Source organism: Celeribacter persicus, from assembly GCF_003050785.1.
GTDB lineage: Bacteria > Pseudomonadota > Alphaproteobacteria > Rhodobacterales > Rhodobacteraceae > Celeribacter > Celeribacter persicus.
Genome location: NZ_QAOH01000003.1, coordinates 272,954 through 292,976 on the forward strand (window position 1 = coordinate 272,954; position 20,023 = coordinate 292,976).

Below are 20,023 nucleotides of genomic sequence, written 5' to 3' on the forward strand. Positions count from 1 at the left end.
ATCGGGCGAAATTGCGCCTTTTACATAGAACTGAAATGAACCCCTTAAGGGTTTTCCAATAATGCTCCGATACGATGCCAGACAGACGGCGCGAGAAGCCGTCATGTTGCGGGCATCGAAGGAGCACCATGGTAAAAATTTCAATCGTCATCCCGGTTCATAATGCAGAGCGCTACCTGTCGGACTGTCTTGAAAGCGTGGTAGCGCAAACACTGGAACATTTCGAGATATGTGCGGTAGATGACGGCTCCACCGATCGCAGCCGCGCTATCTTGGAACATTGGGCGCGCCGCGATCCCCGCATAAGATATGATTGTCTGCCGCAAAGGTCCGGAGCGGCTGCGGCACGCAACCGGGGCATCGACATGGCCAGCGGCGATTACATCGCATTTCTGGATGCCGACGACCTGTGGCACCCTGACAAGCTGAAACGCCAGCTTGCCCATATGCGTGACACCGACAGCGGTTTCAGTTGCACGGCCTATGAGCGCATGGACGAGGCGGGCAAATATCGCGGGATGCGCCGGGTGCCCCCTCATGTGGATTACAACACATTGTTCCTCAACAATACGATCGGAACCTCTACCGTCATGGTCCGGCGCGATCTGTTGGGGCCAACCCGGTTTCCCCGGCTCGAAAGACGTCAAGACTTTGCGCTTTGGCTGCGGCTTTTGAAACCCGGAGGCGTTTGCACCGGCTTCGATGAACCGTTGACCCGTTATCGTCGTCACGCGCTGTCGCTTTCGGCAAACCGCCTGCGCGCGGCACTTTCAACATGGCGGGTGTATCGGACATTGCCCGAGATTTCTCTTCGGCGCGCACTCTGGAGCTATGGCAACTACCTGTTCCGCACGACACGTAAACACGTATTGCAGGCCGGTTAACGGCGCTCCGGTTCTCCCCGGAACAGCAACCTCAGGCTTTCAGCCATCAAACAGGCCCAAAGCAGGTTTTGCGCCAGAATGGCTCTGACCCGCTGTTGTATTGGAAAGGGAACCCGCCAGAGCTGGCCGCTTTCCCGAAACGGCGGAAGGAAGGAGAGGACCGTCCATGCCGCACGCCGCCTCAACGGCCCCGACCGGATTTGCCCACCCCGCACCCGCCGCGCCTTGCACCAGACGTCGGAAAAGGTTTCCCGGCAAGGATGTGTCACGACCGCCTCTCCGACATAAAGCACCGGAACCGACAATCGTCGGCAAAACTCGGCATCCCCACCGGACAAACGCGTTTCATCGAACCCTCCGTCCGCATCGAAAAGTGCGCGGGGAACCGTGAGATTGGCACAGGCCCCGTAACCCCGCGCAACATAGCGCTCCTGCGGAATGCCGCGCAGACAATCATAGTCCGACCAGAGGGTTCTGTGTTCTGCGGGCAAAATCCCGACCCGGCCCGCAAGGATGGCCGCTGGCAATTTCTCGTGAGCGATCAGAAGCTGTCGAAGAAAATCCGGATCCGGCCTGCAATCCGCATCCGTAAACGTCAGCAAATCACTTTCCGCCAGCGACGCACCGAAGTTCCTTGCCGCATAGGAACCGGGCTTCAGACATGCGCACAGAGTTACCGGAAAGGATGTTTCCGGAGGCGTGTACCCATCCGGAAGAGGTTCATTCGCAACAAGAATCAGGTCGAATTCCGTTGGCGACAGGGTTTGCGCATCGAACCCCGCGAGCAGGGCCCGCAGGTGGTGCCATTGCTTGTAAACCGGGACAACAACCGTGATTTTCCGCATCGTTTCATCCGGATATGCCAGGATGCGGCACGGAATCGTTCAAAAGGGCCAAATAGCTTTGTGCAACCGTGGACGGCAAAAACCGTTGCAAGGCCTGCTGCGCCTCCTCTTCGGTGAGAACCCGCCCATTACCATTGGCCGCCTCTGTAATTGCATCGGCCAAGGCCCCGGCATTTCCGGGAGGAACCAGCCGACCATAGCGCCCTCGCTCCAGAATCTCGGACGGGCCCGAGGGACAATCCGTTGCGATCACCGGACAGCGAGATGCCAGAGCCTCGGCGATCGCGATCCCAAAGCCTTCCCAGAGGGCGCTTGAAACGAAAAGATCCGCGAACCGCATGAAATCCATGGGATTTTCGACATGACCAGGAAAGATCACCCTGTCTTGCAGAGACAGAGCCTCGACCCTCTGCAAAAGTTCTCCGCGCAGCGGCCCCTCGCCCAGAACGATCAAACGGACGGGCCGCCCTGATGTCTGGCACGATATTGCGTTCAGCAATGTCACATAGTCCTTTTGCGGAACCAGACGACCACAGGCAACAAGGGTGAAAGGGCGCTTGCTATCCGGTTCAAGCCAGGGGTGCGGTGCGGTGCGATCGGTATTCATCGGCAGGGCAATCGGATTGTGAATAATCTCAACTCTCCTCCTCGCGGTGCCGTACCGCGCTGGAAGGAAACGCGCCTCAATGTCGTCAGCAACTCCGCCGGACACGGCAATAAGATGATCGACATGGCCGCTCACGGCGAAAGCGGCCCTGTAAAGCACCTGCCACGCCCGAGGTTTTGAAGCGGCTTCAAGGCTTTGATGCGTGTGGAATGTCCAGACCAGACGCGCCTGTCGACACCGCGCCAGCTTGCGAGCCAGCAGCATCAAGAGGTCTATATACACGCGTGCCGTGATGATCAGATCGGGTTGCGCGGTTTTCAGATAACCGACCGCCCGAAATAAAGCCCCGCGCGTGCGCGCACCCAGACCGATGACCGACACGCTTTTCGGGATCTGGACCTCCCTGGGCACCGGACCGATGACCAACAGATCGACCCTGTGTCCGAGATCCGTCAGAGCCTGAGCAAGCGCCAGAAACGCGGTCCTGATCCCGCCTTGTGTCAATGCGCCAAGAGACAAGCATATCCTGAGACTTTGGGGAGCATGCGCCATGGCTCACACCCCTTCGAGTTGGAGCAGGAACTGATTCAGGAATGTGGGATCCAGCGCATCGCCAAAGACCAGCCTGTCGTTCAAATCCGGCTTGAACATCGGGGCATCCTGCACCGTGTCCGGCATATATTCACGCTTCAGAAGCTCATTTGCATCGACATAACGATCATGAAACGCCTGCATGTCCGCAAAGTCACGATAAAGGCTTCGTTTGGGTAGCGCCTGGAGTTTTCGCCCCAGATCACCAGTCAGAAGCCTATCCATACGGTGACGCATATCCACCTCATTGACCGCAGCCGCATGCAACATCCGTTTCAGGATCACCATGTCCGGCGGCAAGGCGACGTTCGAAAGAGGCGCGGGTTTCAGGCCTTCCAGCGGCACACCAAGCGCCTCCCCGAATTTCAGCAGAATATCGGCATGACCAATCAGGTCTTCGAAACGCAGCACGTGCAGTTTGTGAAAAACCGCGTCCCAGGCACGGGCCTGACGCAAATAGTCGAAACGATGCCAGAACTGGTTTCGGAAAGTTTGGAAATCGCCCGAATAGCGGCTGGTTTTGACATGCTCCTGATAGAGCGACATGCCGTATTCAACCTGGCGCCTCACCACCATGACGACCTCGACACCATCGACAGGCAGATGCGCCTTCACATCCCGGATGTAATCCATACGCGCGGGCCAATAGGCCTCTGCCCGACCGGGGACTTTCCGAACCTCTCCGTTCGCTCCGAACCCCACATGCCGGAAAAACGGTTCGGCACTTATGATCGTCACATCGTAATCGACCGAACGCCGGGCGACTTCTTCGAAAAACCGGATGGCATCGGCGCGCGTCATCTGTTTGTGCGCCTTGGAAAAGGCGTTGACGATGCCAAGATGCGCGTAATGATCCCGAAACCCGATCAGGTCATAAGAGGGATAGAAAATGCCGCGCTTTTCCAAAAGTGCCCGATTGAGAGACAGCCCTTTCTGAATGCTCGTGGTGCCTGTCTTATGCGTGCCGATATGGAGGATAAATCGTCCCATTGCGTGTTCCTCAGGCTTTTCCGAGTTGCGGCACAGGCTCTGTCCCATGGATCGCAACCTTCCAGAGATCCAGTATCCGCTCCGGGGCAAACCGCTCGATTGCCTTGAAACCACCCTCTCCCAATGCCGCACGTCGCTCCGGGTCGCGCATGAGTTTAGCCATCTCAACACTCAGATTTTGCGCGCGATTTCCTTCGGATGGCACGAAAATACCACTTCGGCCATTTTCGACGATGAAATTGAAACCCGAACAATCTTCATATCCCAGAACCGGAAGGCCATGGGCCAGAGCCTCCGTGATCACAAGTCCAAACCCCTCGAACTTTGCGGGGTGCGCCAGCAATGATGCTGAAAAATAGACACTTTCGATGTCGCGGGTGTCGCCCATCAACATGACGGTATCCTCCAGGCCATGCTTTCGAATGAGATCAGACAGTTCATGCTCCAAAGGGCCGACGCCATAAATCCGGCAGCTCCAGTCGGGAAAATCGGCCTTGAGATGTGACCAGGCCTCGATCAGCAGGCGGTGTTCTTTCACATCCGCCAGACGACCGACCGAGATCACGGTCTTTTCCCGTTTTGCCTGCGCAAGACGGGATGGCGACACGGGCGGGACGGCATTGGGCATGACGATCAACCTGTCCTGCAACCGTGTCGGGAACCAATCGCGAAATTCGGGCAACAGGATACCGATTGCGTCGTAACGCTCCAGAACCCGTCGCCGGTACATCCGGTCGACCGGGTTCGGGTCCCAACGCTCGGGATTGTCGAAATCCTGTTCCGGAACATTGTGCAAAGACGCAAACAGCCGGGGTTTGTGACGGAACCGTGCCAGCCCGAGCGCAGTCACGGCCGGGGGCAGGAAGGCGACAACGATATCGGGCGCTGTCGCATCTATATGGCGCCCGAGGCGCCGCCAGAATCCACCGTGCATACTGACCCATTTCAGGCGCCGGACACCTGGCCAGAGCACATCGCTGCGATGGAACCGGGCACGCAGACGATCCAGAACACGCCTTCCCCGCGATCTGAATTCATTGGCCGGACGAATGTTCGACTGAATGATGCCCGCGCGCAGGGGGTAGAAGGGCGGTTTGCCACGGGGTTCATGAGTGACGATCTCGATGGCATATCCAGCATCGTGGAGCGCATTGGCCGTCTCGATCAGGACACGTTCGGCCCCACCGCTGCGCAACGCAAGTTTTTCGATCACGAAACAGATTTTCAACTGACGCATTTTGGGTTTTGCCCTCCCTCTCATCCGCTCAAACCGCAAAACTTGTTCACGTAGATGTCAGCCAGGCTTTCGAGCAATTTGTCAGGGTTCATCATCGAGGGGCGCATACCCGATTTGCTCATGAAAGCATGACGCTCCGCCAAAAGACTTATCGCCCGGTCATGTGACTCCGGCGAAAGGCCCCGCCTTTCAAGATGCTTGCAGAAAGAGGAAAGGTTTCCGGACGCCCATTGATTGGCCGCCATACTGCCGGGGATATTCGGCGATGCCGGAGTAAGACGGATGGAAGAAAGATCGGAGATCACGATCTCCTCATTCCGCAGAGTCTGAAAGACCGCGAAATGCGCGGGCGGTTCCGTGATTGCGGCCATGTCGGTCATCGTGACGCGATACGGGTGCACCGTGAGCCTGCGACTGCCCAGATGGGTTTTCATCTGCCGGAGCATCGCGGCAACGCGTTCCGCCATTACCTGACTGTCCAGAGCACTTGGGAAAATCAACACCGGCCAGTGATCACCGGAGCTTTCCACCTCAAGAGCCAGTGAAGCCGCCTCAAGCCGACGGTCCGCTTCGAACTCCAGCAAGCGCTCATGATAATACCGCCCCGCTGTCCGGGAATACCATGGCATTTCAAAGACAACCGCCTGCTCGGGCAAAAACTCATGCAATTCGGGAATGGTGATATACCGCGGCAAAAGCAAAGAGCTGTCACCTATAACCAGAATAAGCTCCATGGTTCAGCCTTTCTGAAGCGATGTTTTCGTGCGGTACAGGGCATACCTTGGATCGCTTCCGAAGGCCTGCAGCCAGAACTTGAGCGCCATCAGCGGCCTTTTGTTGTTTTCGGCAAAACGTGCTGCGACAAAGTCGGCCTTGGCATGGGAACGGCGACGAAAACCGTGACCGTATCGGCCCAGGGCAGGCCCGTGTTTGTTGAAAATCGTATCGTAACAATCGCGAATTTCCTGCGCATTACGCCCGACATCGGATTTGAAATAACAACACAGGGGCTCAGACTGGCCGGTGTTCACCAAACGCCCGCCACCGCGGACGAAAGAAATGAAATAATCCAGATCCTGTAATCTCGGGAGGCGTTCGTCAAAGCCCCCGACCAGATTGAAGGACTCGCGCGTCCCCAGAAGCGTCCAGAGATATGCCCGCAGCCTGTCGCCGACGAAAAGGTTCTTGAGTTGATCGCCAGAGGTGGTCTGAGTGACCTTCCGACGCTTTCGCCCCATCCATTGCCAATCATAATTGCAGGTGACCCAGATGCGGTTCAGATCTTCCCCCGCATATACGCATTGATAGATCGTGTTGAACTGATCTTGCAGTTTGTGTTTGTACCAGACATCGCCCGCATCTAGCCATGCAATGAAACGCGCATCGGCCGCCGCGAGAAGTTTGTTCCGGGTCACCGGGCGACCGCGGTTTTCAGGGCTTTTCATAAATTCGATTTTCAACGCGCTGTTCAGGATAACCTTTTCGGCATGTGCCAGTTCTTCCTTATCCGACCCGTCATCCATCACTATCGCACGCAGCTTTCCTTTCCAGCTCTGTGCCTCAATCGACTGAAGCGTCATGTCCAGCGCAGCAGCGTCGTTATAATGCGGTATGAGAACGTCCAGCATGTCACTCCCTTTTCGTTTCACGGCAGGGGAAGCTGCGACGCGCAGCGCCCCCTAGCCGTAATCTCGCGCATTCATGTTGTTTTCATGCGCGTGAATCGCCTCTCTGATATCGCCGAAAAAGGTTAATGAGCCGTTTTCCAGAACCGCACCGCAGTCACAAAGATCACGGATCATGCGCATGTTGTGAGACACGACGATCGCTCCGCTGTGTTGCAGGCGTTCATGCATCACGGCACTGCTTTTCTGCCGAAACGCCGCATCACCGACCGAAGTCACCTCGTCGATGATATAGGTATCGAAAGGAATCCCCACCGAAACGGCAAAGGCCAGACGCGCCTTCATACCTGACGAATAGGTTCGGACCGGCAGATGAAAGTCTTCGCCAAGCTCGCAAAAGTCCTCGGCAAATGCGCAAAGCTCATCCGTATCCACACCGTACACACGCGCCACGAATCGCGTGTTTTGCGCCCCAGTCAAGGCTCCGTGAAAGGAGCCCGAGAATCCGACCGGCCAGGAAATGGAGCCTCTCGTCCGGATATTGCCAAAATCCGGTTTGAGGCTTCCGGCAATCATGCGCAAAAGCGTGGATTTCCCGGCACCGTTACGCCCCAAAAGCGCCACGCTGCGCCCTCCGGGAATGGTCAGGCTGGCGTTGCGCACGATATATTTGAGCGTGGTTCCGTTACGATAGGCTTTCGTCAGATGTTCGAGGCGCACCATATCAGCGGCGATCCCGCAGCGAATAATAGACCAGAATACCGATCATCCAGATGAAAAACGCAAAGAACAGAACCATACCGGGAACGAGAAATTTTTTCGGATATTCCGATGTCTGCGCCAGCGTGGGTCGGACATGGGCCGCCAGATACCGGCTACGATGACTGGCCTCAGCCATCGCGACATCCAGAGCGGTCATGGCTTGCAAATAGGATTTTTCAGCGAACTCAACCTCGACGCTCAACTCTTCGAACTGCCCTATCAGGTCGGCATAAGCATTCTTTCCGTCCTGCATTTGCGGCCCGAATTTTTGGCGCTGCACGTCGAGCTGATGTTCGATCACCTTGATCTTGCGATCGAGTTGCTCGATCCGCGGATCCGCTCCGGTCGTGGTCATTGCGATCATACCCCGATCAATGAGCGCGTCCGTCAACTGTTCCTGTAAATTGGCAATCACCCCCATCTGGCCGCTCAGATCCACTTCCGGGTCCATGATCTGGGTCTCACTGCGGAAACTCGCAAGATTCTTGCGCGCCGTTTTGAGACGTTGCACAGCAATATCAAGCTCTTGTCGTGCATATCTTGTGGCATCCTCCCGGGCAGACGATGCCAGATTATTGATCATCATACTGCTGAGATCGAAGATCCCATTGGCGACGTCCTGCGCCTGAATCGGGTCGAAAGCACGCACTTCAATCTCAAGAATGCCCGCGCCACCGTCATAAGACACCGATACCACCCTGCGCCAATAAGCGACAAGGTCCTCCACCGTCGACTGAGGATACAAGCAGAAGACAATGTCCTTCTGCTCCGGCAGACAGGCATAGATGCCCCTGAGATTGAGCCGTGCATCGAGTTCCTCGACCAAAGCCTGACTATGGATAAAATCGGCCAGAATCTCGGAATCCAGCGAATCCGCGCCCCCGAGCTGGCTCATGCCGCCAAGGATTTCGAGAGCAGGCGCGCTCTGTGCGCTTCGGACGGAAAAGGCGATGCGGGAGGCATACTGGTCTCGTGCCACGCCCCAAATGTAACCGACCGCGAGCAGAACCGGCAAAATCGTACAGAGCAGAAAGGAGAGAAACAGAAAACGATGCCTTTTGCGCAACCTTACGGGCCTCGCGGAAGGCAGAATGACCACCGGTGCTGGTTCGACCACAGAAATATTCGGTGAATTAGATTTTCGCGATGCTTTCCCGGCCAAAGTGCTTACCTCTCGGTCCCAGTTAACCGATTTCTAACTCGGCATGACGTAAGCCTCATCACATCAGCAATTGGTAAATAAATGATGAGGTTCAGTGCACTACATGCGAATGACGGGACAGACAGCATGAGTATGGCCGGGCACTCACCCTCCCTTGGGCGCGCCGTGCGGACGATCTCTGCCTTGATGCTAAGGGAGATGGCGACGAATTACGGCCGCACACCGGGAGGATATCTTTGGGCGATTCTCGAACCCGTGGCCGGGATTACGCTCATCACAATCTTCTTTTCGCTCGCCTTTCACCAACCTCCGATTGGTGAACATTTCATACTGTTTTATGCTTCGGGGATACTGCCCTTCACCATGTACAAGGACATGTCGACAAAGATTGGTCGGGCCATTTCCTTCAATGAGAAACTGCTATCCTATCCATCCGTGACCTTCATGGACGCGATTCTGGCGCGACTCATGCTGAATGCGCTCACACAGGTCATGATCTTCTGCCTGATGTTTGGCGCCATCCTGCTTTTCACTGGCACAGACTTACGTCACCTCAACCCGTCCATGATCGCACTCGCCTTGTGTGGCGTCATCGTGTTTTCGTTCGGCATCGGTGTCATCAATGCATTGTTGTTTGAAAAGCTGCCCGTCTGGGAACAGATCTGGGCCATTCTGAACCGCCCCATGTTCTTGATTTCGACAATTTTCTACCAGTTCGAAAACATTCCGGACGCTTTCAGGCCAATCCTCTGGTTCAATCCTCTGGTGCATATCGTCGGGGTGATGAGGCGTGGGATCTATCCGACCTATGACGCGGATTTTGTATCCCTGCCGTATATTTTCGGGCCGCCTCTCGTTCTGTCGGCCTTTGGCATTCTATTCCTGCGGGCTTTCCATAATGGTCAATAAGAGCAGAAATTCGGATGCCCCTCCATAAAAGAAGCTGCCATGGCAATCGCATGGCAGCTTCCCCGTCCCATCATATCGCGCGTTTGGCGCGAACCGTCACGCGTCGAGGTTTTCGACGTTGAGCGCGTTGTCCTGAATGAACTCACGACGCGGTTCCACGACATCGCCCATCAGTTTGGTAAAAATGTCGTCAGCCTCCTGGAAATCCTCGATCTTCACTTGCAACAGCGTGCGGGCTTCCGGGTCGAGTGTGGTCTCCCAGAGCTGCTCCGGGTTCATCTCACCCAGACCTTTGTAGCGTTGCAGCGACAGACCCTTTTCGCCCTCTTCCAGAATCGCGTTCAGAAGGTCGATCGGCCCGTGGATCATCGTCTCGCGATCCTTGCGGACAAGTTTCGACGGATCGGTGTAATGCCCTTCGGTGGCAGCCACTTCCTGATGGATGCGACGCGCTTCGCCGCCGCGCAGGATGGCGCCATCGAGGGTGCGAACCTCCTCGACACCACGCAGCACACGGGTGAGACGGATGCCGACATCCTGCGTCGGGCGCCCGGTCCAACCACGCTCGTATTCCAGCGCAATCATGTCGAGACGTCTCGCCACGGTCTCCGCCGTGCCCGGCAGATCGGCATCCACACGACCCGGCTCGAATGCGCCGGCCAGTGCCGCCTGTTCGAGGATGTGACGCGGGTAATGGGTCGGGAAAATCTCCAGCACGCGCTTGAAACTGCGCGCACCTTCGACCACACGTTCGAGATCGGTTCCGGCAATTTCTTCGCCGTTTTTGAGCCGCAGAACCGCACCTTCAACGCCCTGATGGATCAGGTGATCCTCAAGTGCCGCCTGATCTTTCAGATAGACTTCGGATTTGCCGCGCGACACTTTGTAGAGCGGTGGCTGGGCGATAAACAGATGCCCGGCCTCAATCAGTTCCGGCATCTGGCGGAAGAAGAAGGTGAGCAAAAGCGTCCGGATATGCGCACCGTCGACGTCGGCATCGGTCATGATGACGATCTTGTGGTAGCGCAGTTTGTCGAGGTTGAACTCATCGCGGCCGATACCGGTGCCGAGCGCCATCACGAGGTTGCCGATCTCCTGCGACGACAACATCCGGTCGAACCGCGCGCGCTCGACGTTGAGAATTTTCCCCCGGAGCGGCAGGATCGCTTGTGTCCGACGGTCACGCCCCGTTTGAGCGGAGCCCCCGGCGGAGTCACCCTCGACGAGGAAAACTTCGGTCAGGGACGGATCCTTTTCGGAACAATCCTTGAGCTTGCCGGAGAGGAAATTCACATCCAATGCAGATTTGCGGCGGGTCAGTTCACGGGCCTTGCGCGCGGCCTCCCGTGCCATCGCCGCCTCAATAATCTTGCCGACGATCATCTTGGCCTCTGCCGGGTTCTCATCGAACCATTCGGTGAGCTTTTCGCCCACAAGGTTCTCGACCGCCGGACGCACCTCCGACGACACAAGCTTGTCCTTGGTCTGCGACGAGAATTTCGGATCGGGCACTTTCACGGAGAGCACACAGGTCAGGCCCTCGCGCGCATCGTCGCCGGTGAAGTTGATCTTTTCTTTCTTCGCGATACCGCTTTCCTGCGCGTATTTCGTGAGCGTCCGGGTCAGTGCGCCACGGAAACCCGCAAGGTGTGTACCGCCATCGCGTTGTGGGATGTTGTTGGTGAAGGGCAGGACGTTTTCGTGGTAGCTGTCATTCCACCACATCGCGACCTCGACACCGATATCGTCGCGCTCACCGGAGACAAAGATCGGTTCCGGGATCATCGCCGTCTTGTGCCGGTCGAGATATTTGACGAACTCCTTCACACCACCGTCGTAATGCAACTCAGTCCTGAGCGGCTCAGCGGGGCGTTCATCTTCGAGGATGATGCGCACCCCGGAGTTCAGGAACGCCAGTTCCCGCAGGCGTTTTTCCAGCGTCTCGAAGGAGTAGTCGAGATTGGAAAACGTGCCCTCCGGGTCGTTGGTCTTGGCCGAGGCAAGAAACCGCACCTCGGTGCCGGTCTCGTCGCCCGCATCGCCGATGACCTTGAGGTGCTCGGAAGTCTCGCCTTTGACAAATCGCGCTTGATGCACCTTGCCCGCCCGCCAGATTTTCAGTTCCAGCCACTCGGAGAGCGCGTTCACAACGGACACACCCACGCCGTGCAGACCGCCAGAGACCTTGTAGGAATTGCTGTCGAATTTGCCGCCCGCGTGGAGCTGGGTCATGATGACCTCGGCGGCGGAAACGCCCTCTTCGGCGTGCAGATCGGTCGGGATACCGCGTCCGTTGTCGCGCACGGAGACCGAGCTGTCCTTATGGATTTTCACCGCCACAAAATCGGCATGACCAGCCAGAGCCTCGTCAATGCCGTTATCCACGACCTCATAGACCATGTGATGCAGGCCGGAACCGTCGTCCGTGTCGCCGATATACATGCCGGGACGTTTGCGGACGGCCTCCAAGCCTTTGAGAACCTTGATGGAATCTGCGCCGTACTCGGAAGGCTGCTGCGTATTGTCGGACATTCGAAAATCCTTGTTATTTCCTGCCTATTTTATACGCGAGCGGGTCCGGGATGTCACGCAATTGACATAGAAAAGCGTGGGAAAAAGACGGGTTTTCGCGATCAGACGAAAGGCAAGATCAGACCGACGAAAATCAGCAGGCTGCCTGCGGAAATATTCATCCGCCTGAGTGCTTTCGGGGAGGTCATGATCTTGCGCACCGCACCGACGGAGGCCCCCAGGATCAGGTTGCCGACCAGAGGGATCACGGCGGAGATCGTACAGATGGCCGCAATGTCGTAAACGGTCAAGGCCGAGAGATCGAAGAACCCCGGCAGAAAGCCCATGTAGAACAAGATCGCCTTCGGATTGCCGAGGATGCAGATCAGACCCGCAACAAACCCCGCCCACATACCGGGACGGGTCAGGCGACTGTCGGCGGCGATTTGTTTATCGGCGTGACGGATGAGCAACCCCCCCATGGCGATGAACATCACCACGGCAATCCAGCGCATGACGGTAAGAAAGCCCGAAAATTCGGAAACGATCCAGCTCACGCCGAGGATCGCCAGAAGCGACCACAGGAAATCGCCGATCACAACGCCGAGCGCCAGAGGCCATGCGGCATGAAACCCGCCCGAAAGCGAGCGCGCCAGCATGGCGAGCCAGACGGGGCCGGGAGTCAGAAAGAGGATCAGAAGCGCGAAGGCATAGAGGCCAAGATCGCCGGGGGTGATGGTCATTCGGGGTCTTTCTCGGGCTCTTGCAAAGTAAGACTACCGTCCGCATCGAGCGGCCAGAACGGATTGTAAGCCAGTTCCCAGACATGGCCGTCCGGGTCGGCGTAATAGCCGGAATAGCCACCCCAAAAGACCTTTTCCGGGCGTTTCAAAACGGTTGCACCCGCCGCTTCGGCCAACGCGAAAGCTTCATCGACCTCTGCTTCCGACAGGAAGTTCTGTGCCAGCGTCATTGCCCCGGTGCCAAGAGGCGTACCGGGACGGGCCTGATCCTCGGCCAGAGTTTCCCGTCCGAAAAGCCCGAGTGCAAACCCGTTCGCCTGGTAGACGGTCATCTCGTCTTGCGAACTCGGATGCATCTGCCAGCCCAAAGCCGCATAAAAGGCACGGGCGCGCGCCATATCGTCCACACCAAGGGTGATCAAGGTCACACGTTGCGGCGTCATCCGGGTATCCTTTCGTCAATCAGGGAAAGACCTGCGTCTTCCCGCACTTCGATCTGCATCGCGCGCGTGCCGAGTTCGGCGAACAATTCGGGGCCCGTCCCGGTCATGAAAGCCTGCGCGCCCAGTGCGCAAATCTCATCATAGAGCGCCGCGCGGCGGGAGGCATCGAGATGGGCTGCAACCTCGTCCAGCAGAAAGATCGGCGCAGCTCCGAAGTCTTCCGCCAAAGCGCGACCATTTGCAAGGATGAGCGAAATCAGAAGCGCCTTTTGCTCTCCGGTCGAGCACTGATCTGCTGGTACACCTTTGGCCGTGTAGATCGCTCCCAAATCGGCGCGATGCGGCCCGATCAACGTGCGACCTGCTGCCAGATCGCGCGGACGTCCCTCCCGAAACGCGGCCAGAAGGTCCTCTTGCCCGACAGGCAGTTCCATATCGTCAGACGCCTTGAGCGACAATTCCGCCGCCGGGAACGCGGTTTCCGCCCCGTCCTGCGCCTCCGCCAATCGGGTCAGCGTCGAGATGCGATGCGCCATGATCGCCGCCCCATGCTCCGCCATCTGCGCCTCAAGCGCGCCATACCAATGCGCGTCCCGCACCATGTCCTTCAATAGGCGATTGCGCTCCCGCATCGCCTTCTCATAGGCCAGAACCGCCTCGGCATGGCGCGGCTCAAATGACATCACCATGCGGTCTAGAAACCGCCTCCGCCCTTCGGCCCCTTCGATCCAGAGCCGGTCCATCGCCGGAATGAGCCAGACGACCCGCGCGATCCGGCCCAGGGCAACCTGTGGCGCGGGTTTGCCGTCGATCTTCACACTCCGGGACGCGCCCGGTTCGGCCCAGGTTTCCACCTCATGCAACTGATGCAGAGAGTGCAGATCGGCGCGAATTTTCCAACCGAGTCCCTCGGGCTTGCGCGCAATCTCATCGGGACTCGCGCGCCGCAACCCACGCCCCGGAGAGAGCAAGGAAACCGCTTCGAGAATGTTCGTCTTACCCGCGCCATTCGGCCCCCAAATGGCGACAGGCCGCCCGTCCAATTCGAGACGCGCGGCCTTGTGGGAGCGGAAATGCGACAGGCTCAGCTCTTCTATGAACAGGCCGCCCATCGCATCCCTCTGGTTTTCTTCTTGGCAGAAATACTCAAACCCGCATCGGCATGACGACATAGACAGCGGAGGTGTCATTGCCTTCGCGCATCAAAGTCGGATCGCCCGAGGAATTGAACAGGAACACGGCGTTTTCGCGATCCACCTGAGAGGCGATTTCCAACAAGTATTTCGCGTTGAACCCGATCTCAAGGCGCTCGTCGTTGTAAGCCACAGCCAGCTCTTCCTCGGCAGCACCGCTGTCGGGCGCATTAACAGAGAGCGTCAGCTTGTCGTCTTCGAGCGTCAGTTTGACCGCGCGGGAACGCTCGGAGGACACGGTGGCCACACGGTCCACGGCCTTCGCGAATTCGGCGGCGTCCACTTCGAGCTTTCGGGTGTTGCCCACGGGGATCACCCGGGAGTAATCCGGGAAGGTGCCGTCGATGACCTTGGAGGTCAGGGTGATCTCGGGCGTGGCAAAACGCACTTTCGCCTCGGAGACGGAGACAGCGATCGTCATCTCGTCATCGTCGAGAAGCTTGCGCAGTTCACCCACGGTTTTACGCGGTACGATGACGCCAGGCATATCCGCAGCCTCGGGCGGCAGCGGCGCGTCGATGCGGGCCAGACGATGGCCATCGGTGGCCACGCAACGCAACGCACGGCCGTTTTCACTGTCGGCGACATGCATGTAGACGCCATTCAGGTAATAGCGGGTTTCCTCAGTCGAGATCGCGAATTTCGACTTGTCGAACAGGCGACGCAACACCGGCGCGGGCACGGCGAAGTTGCTGTCGTATTCGGCGGTGGCCATCACCGGGAAGTCCTCTTTCGGCAGCGTCGCGAGAGAGAAGTTCGACCGCCCCGCCTCGACCGTCAGACGGCCCGTAGTGCTGTCATCGGTGAGTTGGACCATCGCCCCGTCCGGCAGTTTGCGCACGATCTCGTGCAGCGTCACGGCGGAGACGGTGGTGGCACCGGCACGTTCGACCATGGCCGCGCATTTGTCCACCACTTCGATGTCGAGATCGGTGGCGCGGAAGGACACGGTGTCACCCTCGGCCTCGATCAGAACATTGGCGAGGATCGGGATCGTGTTGCGGCGTTCGACAACCGATTGTGCCTGACCGACCGCTTTCAGAAGCGTGCCGCGTTCGATGCTGATTTTCATACCACCCTCGCGTGTTTCAAAGCCCGGGGCGATGAAGGTAAACGATCCATCGCCGGGTGCAATAGTTTGTTTGCCCAGACTGTGTTGCGTCCGGTTCCGAAGGTCAAGAGACGCAGGCACCGCCAGAGACGATTGTCACGGCGGTGCAACGCATTTGACTCAGGTTCGCTACGCTTACGCCTCAAGCGTGCGGCGCAGCATTTCCAGATCGTCGGCGATCTGGCTGTCGGTGGCCTTGAGCTCTTCGATCCGGCGCACCCCATGCATCACGGTGGTGTGGTCACGCCCCCCGAAACGCCGCCCGATTTCCGGCAGGGACCGCGTGGTCATGTGTTTCGCCAGATACATCGCCACCTGACGTGGACGAGCAATGGAGCGTACCCGTTTCGGACCAATCATATCGGAAAGGCGAATGGCGTAATGTTCGGACACCTTGCGCTGGATTTCCTCGACCGTCACCTTACGCTCGGAAGCCTTGAGAATATCGGCAAGACATTCCTGCGTCAGATCAAGTGTGATCTCGCGGCCCACAAGAGAGGCGAAGGCAAAGAGACGCATCAGCGCACCTTCGAGCACGCGCACGTTGGTCGAGATGCGATGCGCGAGGAATTCGAGCACGCCATCGGCGAATTTCAGATCCGGGTACTGGGCGCGATAGCCTTCGGCTTTGGTTTGAAGAATGCCGAGACGCAGCTCGTAATCTGTAGGGTGCAGGTCGACGACAAGACCGCATTGCAGACGCGATTTGATCCGGTCTTCAAGACCCTGGATTTCACCCGGGGCGCGGTCGGCGGAGATGATGATCTGTTTGTTCTGATCGACCAGCGCATTGAACGTGTGGAAGAATTCTTCCTGCGTGCTGTCCTTGCCAGCGATAAACTGCACGTCATCGACCATAAGCACGTCGACGGATCGGAAAATCTGTTTGAAGTCGATCATCTGACGGTCACGCAGCGCCTGGACGAAACGATACATGAACTGTTCGGCGGAGAGATACAGCACACGCGCCTCGGGGTCGCGCAGGCGAATTTCATGCGCGATGGCGTGCATCAGGTGGGTCTTCCCGAGCCCCACACCACCGTAGAGGAACAGAGGGTTGAACGTCACCGGACCGCCCTCGGCCACACGGCGCGCTGCGGCATGGGCCAACTCGTTCGGCTTGCCAACGACGAAATTGTCGAAGGTGAAACGCGGGTCGAGCGGCGCGCCGGGCAGATCGGCGGCGGGAGCCTCATGCACCAGGGTCGGGGTCTGATTCGAGGTTGCAGGTGCGGTTTCAGCCGGAGCGACAGCAGGCTGACTCTGGTGCGGCTCGACTTTGAATTCGACGCGCGAAGCCGGTGCATTCGCCGCCTTGAGATGGGTCAGGATGGTGTCGGCAAAATTGCGCGACACCCAGTTCGCCATGAAACTCGTCGGCACTGAGAAAACAGCGACACCATTGTCGACTTTTCTCAGTTCCAGCGGCTCGATCCAGTTCGCGTAATTGCTGCGCCCCACAGACTCAAGAAGTTGTTCCTTAACACGTCCCCACGTCTCGTTTTTCATTTTCTCTATTCGACCCATTATCGTTTTTATCCATGCCGGTTTTTGCTCCGACATCGGGGCCTGCGGCTGCCCGCAAATCCCACGGCTCTTGCGCCTCGGGTCATCTTGCCAACAAACAGGCAACAAAACGGTCAGCCCCGCGACACCCTCACAAAGTCGCGGCTGCGGCCGACCCGGCCAGATGTTGACGTACCAACTGTATCGCACGTCTTTCACCCATGGGGACCTCACCCCCCACAGACACAGACGCACGAACGGCGGCACGGGATATATGGACAGACCGGACTGCCCAGCACGGAAGTGTGGACAACCGGACAACCGCTTCCCGGATACCCCTATCCGGGAAAGGTCTCAGACTCATGCGCTTTGACAAAAGGAACCTGTCGGAAAGAAAGCGTTTCTCTCCGGCAAAATCCAATCGCTCATCCGCGACACGACCCTGAATGTCCCCCCAAGACGACGTGAATCGCATGGCCAAGCTAGCAACCCCATTGGCGGAGTCGCAATCGAACTTCGCGCTTGACTCTGCCTTTACCAAAATCGAATCCCAAAAGCTCAATAAGCACTGCGGGAGACGTGGCGCATTTGCCTCAGATCGCGTCTCTTCGAGAAAGATTTGAGCAAGATGATTGTCACTACCACATAAGTCTTGCTAGGCGCCGCCGCCGCGAAAGATTCGCTGCACAGCCGCATTGAAATCATCGAAAAAACCGTCGGCACAAACGCAAAAAACGCGCCCGAAAGGCGCGCTTTTCTCATAAATTCTTCGCAAATATCAGCCGAGCGCTTTGACGCGGGACGACAGGCGGGACATTTTGCGGGCAGCGGTGTTCTTGTGAACCACACCTTTGGTGACGCCGCGCATCAGCTCCGGCTGAGCGGCCTGCAGAGCGGCTTTCGCAGCGGCCTGATCGCCGGAAGCAATGGCCTCTTCGACTTTGCGCAGGTAGGTGCGGATGCGGGAACGACGGGCTTTGTTGACGTCGGTGCGACGGACGGCCTGACGGGCGCGTTTTTTGGACTGGGGCGAATTCGCCATGATCTTTTCCTCTTCGAGGTCGTGTTACAATTTCGATTGCGCGAACAGACCCCGAACCCAAATATTGGGCGGTCAATCATAGCCTAAGCGGGCTCCACGCGCATGTAAGGCCTCCCTTTAGGCGAGAATCGCCCAAAAGAAAAGCCTGTTTTCACCTAAATCTGTCGGCTTACTTGTCGCGGAACTGCGGCGCACGTTTTTCCATGAAGGCGGCCATGCCTTCTTTCTGGTCTTCCGTGGCGAACAGCCCCTGAAAACTGGTGCGTTCGAAACGCACCCCCTCGGACAGGGTCAGCTCATAGGCACGGTTCACCGCCTCTTTCGCGGCAGCCACGGAAATCGCGCTCTTCTCGGCGATCTTGTCGGCCACGGAAAGCGCTTCCTCAATGAGTTTCTTGGCGGGCACCACGCGGGACACGAGGCCCGAACGTTCCGCCTCCTCGGCCTCCATGAACCGCCCGGTCAGGATCATTTCCATCGCCTTCGACTTGCCCACGAAGCGGGTCAGGCGTTGGGTACCACCAATACCGGGAATGATGCCGAGATTGATCTCCGGCTGACCGAATTTCGCATTATCCGCCGCCAGAATGAAATCGCACATCATCGCAAGTTCACAGCCACCGCCCAGCGCATAGCCCGCCACGGCCGCGATCACCGGCTTGCGCGTCGCCACGATCCGGTCGGCGTCCTCGGCAAACAGGCGTTCGGTGGCCATATCGGCATAGCTCTTTTCCGACATTTCCTTGATATCGGCCCCGGCGGCAAAGGCCTTCTCCGATCCGGTGATGACGATGGCGCGCACTTTCGGGTCGAGATCGGCCTTGCCCAGCGCATCGGCCAGTTCGCAGAGCAATTCGGAATTGAGCGCATTGAGCGCCTCGGGCCGGTTCAAACGGATCAGTTCGACACTGTCCTTGATCTCTATAAGAAGCGTTTTGTAGGCCATGGCACCCTCCGGTTTCTGATCCTTCCCGGCAGTCCTAACATCTCGCCCATAGGTATCAAGTCATCTTTGACAGGTCGGACAAAAGAAGCTGGATCGCCCCGATTGAGTGATCCTTTTTATGCGTGACGCACAATCCGGCGTCACGCAGGGCTGCCCCTCGCGTCCGTAAACCCGGAAATTGTGCTGAAAATATCCAAGCTCTCCATCGGCCTGACGGAAATCTTTGAGCGACGATCCCCCCGCCTCAATTGCCTCCAACAGCACCTCGCGGATGATCGGCACAAGTGACCCGATGCGCGCTGCGGAAATCTTTGAGGCCTTGCGCGCCGGATGAATACCCGCGCGAAACAGAACCTCACAGACATAGATATTACCCAGCCCCGCGACGACATGCTGGTCCAGAAGCGCCGATTTGATCGGGGTGTTCTTGCCTTTGAGCGCGGAAATCAGGTGATCCTCGCTGAACGTGTTGCCCAAAGGCTCCGGCCCGAGTTTCGCCAAAAGAGGATGCGCCTCCTCCGTCCCCGTGGCCATCAGGTCCATCGCCCCGAACCGCCGCGGATCGTTGAAGGTCACGCGCGCACCATTGGCCATATGAAACACCACATGGTCATGCTTTTCCTGCGCCGGGTGATCATACACGAACTGCCCGAGCGGATCGCCGGACACGGTCATTCGCCCGGACATGCCGAGATGGATCAGCAGGGTTTCTTTTGTATCGAGATCGGCGAGGATGTATTTCGACCGCCGTCGCAACCGCTCCACCGTTGTCCCTGTCAGCCGCTCCGCCATCCGTTCCGGGAAGGGCCAGCGCAGATCGGGCCGGTTCACATCGGCCCGTGCAATCCTCACCCCCGTCATCGAGGGCTCTAACCCGCGACGAACCGTCTCGACCTCTGGCAATTCCGGCATTTTG

General features: G+C 57.9%; 19 protein-coding genes. 2 read left to right on the forward strand and 17 right to left on the reverse strand.

The window, feature by feature from the left end:
* The first annotated feature begins 128 nt into the window (after positions 1–128).
* Complete coding sequence (locus C8N42_RS06035; RefSeq protein WP_170109225.1) at positions 129–884, forward strand: glycosyltransferase family 2 protein; 756 nt, start codon at positions 129–131, stop codon at positions 882–884.
* Here C8N42_RS06035 and C8N42_RS06040 read toward each other — a convergent pair.
* Genes C8N42_RS06040 through C8N42_RS06075 form a run of 8 tightly spaced genes read right to left on the reverse strand, consistent with a single transcriptional unit; the run spans position 881 to position 8,607 of the window.
* Positions 881–1,729: a glycosyltransferase family 2 protein gene (locus C8N42_RS06040; protein WP_107815644.1), complete on the reverse strand. Its 849-nt coding sequence runs from the start codon at positions 1,727–1,729 to the stop codon at positions 881–883. The genes C8N42_RS06035 and C8N42_RS06040 overlap by 4 nt on opposite strands.
* 4 nt (positions 1,730–1,733) lie before the next feature.
* A complete protein-coding gene (locus C8N42_RS06045; RefSeq protein WP_107815645.1) occupies positions 1,734–2,888 on the reverse strand; it encodes a glycosyltransferase in 1,155 nt (384 codons plus the stop codon).
* Positions 2,889–2,891: 3 nt separating this feature from the next.
* Entirely contained in the window at positions 2,892–3,917 is a 1,026-nt protein-coding gene (locus C8N42_RS06050; protein WP_107815646.1) for a hypothetical protein, read from the reverse strand.
* A gap of 10 nt (positions 3,918–3,927) precedes the next feature.
* Positions 3,928–5,154 (reverse strand): glycosyltransferase, encoded by a 1,227-nt coding sequence (locus C8N42_RS06055; RefSeq protein WP_170109226.1) that lies wholly within the window; start codon positions 5,152–5,154, stop codon positions 3,928–3,930.
* A gap of 20 nt (positions 5,155–5,174) precedes the next feature.
* The gene (locus C8N42_RS06060) at positions 5,175–5,888 is read right to left on the reverse strand and encodes a hypothetical protein (protein WP_107815648.1); all 714 of its coding nucleotides are present in this window, start codon (positions 5,886–5,888) and stop codon (positions 5,175–5,177) included.
* A gap of 3 nt (positions 5,889–5,891) precedes the next feature.
* Complete coding sequence (locus C8N42_RS06065) at positions 5,892–6,782, reverse strand: glycosyltransferase family A protein (protein ID WP_107815649.1); 891 nt, start codon at positions 6,780–6,782, stop codon at positions 5,892–5,894.
* 51 nt (positions 6,783–6,833) lie between these two features.
* Complete coding sequence (locus C8N42_RS06070; RefSeq protein WP_107815650.1) at positions 6,834–7,502, reverse strand: ABC transporter ATP-binding protein; 669 nt, start codon at positions 7,500–7,502, stop codon at positions 6,834–6,836.
* 1 nt (position 7,503) lies between these two features.
* Positions 7,504–8,607: a KpsE/RkpR family capsule polysaccharide export protein gene (locus tag C8N42_RS06075; RefSeq protein WP_107815651.1), complete on the reverse strand. Its 1,104-nt coding sequence runs from the start codon at positions 8,605–8,607 to the stop codon at positions 7,504–7,506.
* A 282-nt stretch (positions 8,608–8,889) separates the two neighbouring features.
* Between C8N42_RS06075 and C8N42_RS06080 the strand changes: the two genes are divergently transcribed.
* Positions 8,890–9,612, forward strand: coding sequence for an ABC transporter permease (locus C8N42_RS06080; RefSeq protein WP_245889981.1), 723 nt, complete (start codon positions 8,890–8,892; stop codon positions 9,610–9,612).
* A 96-nt stretch (positions 9,613–9,708) separates the two neighbouring features.
* On the opposite strand, the gene gyrB is transcribed toward C8N42_RS06080, so the two are convergent.
* From gyrB to mutM, 9 genes are all read right to left on the reverse strand, one after another.
* On the reverse strand, positions 9,709–12,144 hold the full coding sequence (gene gyrB / locus C8N42_RS06085; protein WP_107815653.1) for a DNA topoisomerase (ATP-hydrolyzing) subunit B: 2,436 nt from the start codon (positions 12,142–12,144) through the stop codon (positions 9,709–9,711).
* 101 nt (positions 12,145–12,245) lie between these two features.
* Positions 12,246–12,866: a LysE family translocator gene (locus tag C8N42_RS06090; RefSeq protein WP_107815654.1), complete on the reverse strand. Its 621-nt coding sequence runs from the start codon at positions 12,864–12,866 to the stop codon at positions 12,246–12,248.
* Positions 12,863–13,309 carry a VOC family protein gene (locus C8N42_RS06095; RefSeq protein WP_107815655.1) on the reverse strand — a complete coding sequence of 149 codons (447 nt, stop codon included), beginning with the start codon at positions 13,307–13,309 and terminating at the stop codon, positions 12,863–12,865. Before C8N42_RS06095 ends, C8N42_RS06090 begins: the two co-directional genes overlap by 4 nt.
* Positions 13,306–14,421, reverse strand: a complete 1,116-nt coding sequence (recF, locus tag C8N42_RS06100; protein WP_107815656.1) for a DNA replication/repair protein RecF — start codon at positions 14,419–14,421, stop codon at positions 13,306–13,308. The genes C8N42_RS06095 and recF overlap by 4 nt, the downstream gene beginning before the upstream one ends.
* Positions 14,422–14,455: 34 nt before the next feature.
* On the reverse strand, positions 14,456–15,574 hold the full coding sequence (gene dnaN / locus C8N42_RS06105; protein WP_107815657.1) for a DNA polymerase III subunit beta: 1,119 nt from the start codon (positions 15,572–15,574) through the stop codon (positions 14,456–14,458).
* A 174-nt stretch (positions 15,575–15,748) separates the two neighbouring features.
* The gene (gene dnaA / locus C8N42_RS06110; protein WP_245889979.1) at positions 15,749–17,122 is read right to left on the reverse strand and encodes a chromosomal replication initiator protein DnaA; all 1,374 of its coding nucleotides are present in this window, start codon (positions 17,120–17,122) and stop codon (positions 15,749–15,751) included.
* A gap of 775 nt (positions 17,123–17,897) precedes the next feature.
* Complete coding sequence (gene rpsT, locus C8N42_RS06120) at positions 17,898–18,161, reverse strand: 30S ribosomal protein S20 (RefSeq protein WP_107815660.1); 264 nt, start codon at positions 18,159–18,161, stop codon at positions 17,898–17,900.
* Positions 18,162–18,330: 169 nt separating this feature from the next.
* Entirely contained in the window at positions 18,331–19,107 is a 777-nt protein-coding gene (locus C8N42_RS06125) for an enoyl-CoA hydratase (protein ID WP_107815661.1), read from the reverse strand.
* A 60-nt stretch (positions 19,108–19,167) separates the two neighbouring features.
* Positions 19,168–20,019 carry a bifunctional DNA-formamidopyrimidine glycosylase/DNA-(apurinic or apyrimidinic site) lyase gene (gene mutM, locus C8N42_RS06130; protein ID WP_107815662.1) on the reverse strand — a complete coding sequence of 284 codons (852 nt, stop codon included), beginning with the start codon at positions 20,017–20,019 and terminating at the stop codon, positions 19,168–19,170.
* Between the last annotated feature and the right edge of the window lie 4 nt (positions 20,020–20,023).

What these genes read in the sequence shown, in the direction of transcription:
- C8N42_RS06070 (WP_107815650.1), bottom strand. Translation starts at nt 7,502, where the DNA reads ATGGTGCGCCTCGAACATCTGACGAAAGCCTATCGTAACGGAACCACG.
- C8N42_RS06055 (WP_170109226.1), bottom strand. Translation starts at nt 5,154, where the DNA reads ATGCGTCAGTTGAAAATCTGTTTCGTGATCGAAAAACTTGCGTTGCGC.
- C8N42_RS06095 (WP_107815655.1), bottom strand. Translation starts at nt 13,309, where the DNA reads ATGACGCCGCAACGTGTGACCTTGATCACCCTTGGTGTGGACGATATG.
- C8N42_RS06040 (WP_107815644.1), bottom strand. Translation starts at nt 1,729, where the DNA reads ATGCGGAAAATCACGGTTGTTGTCCCGGTTTACAAGCAATGGCACCAC.
- mutM (WP_107815662.1), bottom strand. Translation starts at nt 20,019, where the DNA reads ATGCCGGAATTGCCAGAGGTCGAGACGGTTCGTCGCGGGTTAGAGCCC.
- C8N42_RS06065 (WP_107815649.1), bottom strand. Translation starts at nt 6,782, where the DNA reads ATGCTGGACGTTCTCATACCGCATTATAACGACGCTGCTGCGCTGGAC.
- dnaA (WP_245889979.1), bottom strand. Translation starts at nt 17,122, where the DNA reads ATGAAAAACGAGACGTGGGGACGTGTTAAGGAACAACTTCTTGAGTCT.
- dnaN (WP_107815657.1), bottom strand. Translation starts at nt 15,574, where the DNA reads ATGAAAATCAGCATCGAACGCGGCACGCTTCTGAAAGCGGTCGGTCAG.
- C8N42_RS06045 (WP_107815645.1), bottom strand. Translation starts at nt 2,888, where the DNA reads ATGGCGCATGCTCCCCAAAGTCTCAGGATATGCTTGTCTCTTGGCGCA.
- C8N42_RS06060 (WP_107815648.1), bottom strand. Translation starts at nt 5,888, where the DNA reads ATGGAGCTTATTCTGGTTATAGGTGACAGCTCTTTGCTTTTGCCGCGG.
- C8N42_RS06050 (WP_107815646.1), bottom strand. Translation starts at nt 3,917, where the DNA reads ATGGGACGATTTATCCTCCATATCGGCACGCATAAGACAGGCACCACG.
- C8N42_RS06035 (WP_170109225.1), top strand. Translation starts at nt 129, where the DNA reads ATGGTAAAAATTTCAATCGTCATCCCGGTTCATAATGCAGAGCGCTAC.
- rpsT (WP_107815660.1), bottom strand. Translation starts at nt 18,161, where the DNA reads ATGGCGAATTCGCCCCAGTCCAAAAAACGCGCCCGTCAGGCCGTCCGT.
- C8N42_RS06125 (WP_107815661.1), bottom strand. Translation starts at nt 19,107, where the DNA reads ATGGCCTACAAAACGCTTCTTATAGAGATCAAGGACAGTGTCGAACTG.
- C8N42_RS06080 (WP_245889981.1), top strand. Translation starts at nt 8,890, where the DNA reads ATGCTAAGGGAGATGGCGACGAATTACGGCCGCACACCGGGAGGATAT.
- C8N42_RS06090 (WP_107815654.1), bottom strand. Translation starts at nt 12,866, where the DNA reads ATGACCATCACCCCCGGCGATCTTGGCCTCTATGCCTTCGCGCTTCTG.
- recF (WP_107815656.1), bottom strand. Translation starts at nt 14,421, where the DNA reads ATGGGCGGCCTGTTCATAGAAGAGCTGAGCCTGTCGCATTTCCGCTCC.
- gyrB (WP_107815653.1), bottom strand. Translation starts at nt 12,144, where the DNA reads ATGTCCGACAATACGCAGCAGCCTTCCGAGTACGGCGCAGATTCCATC.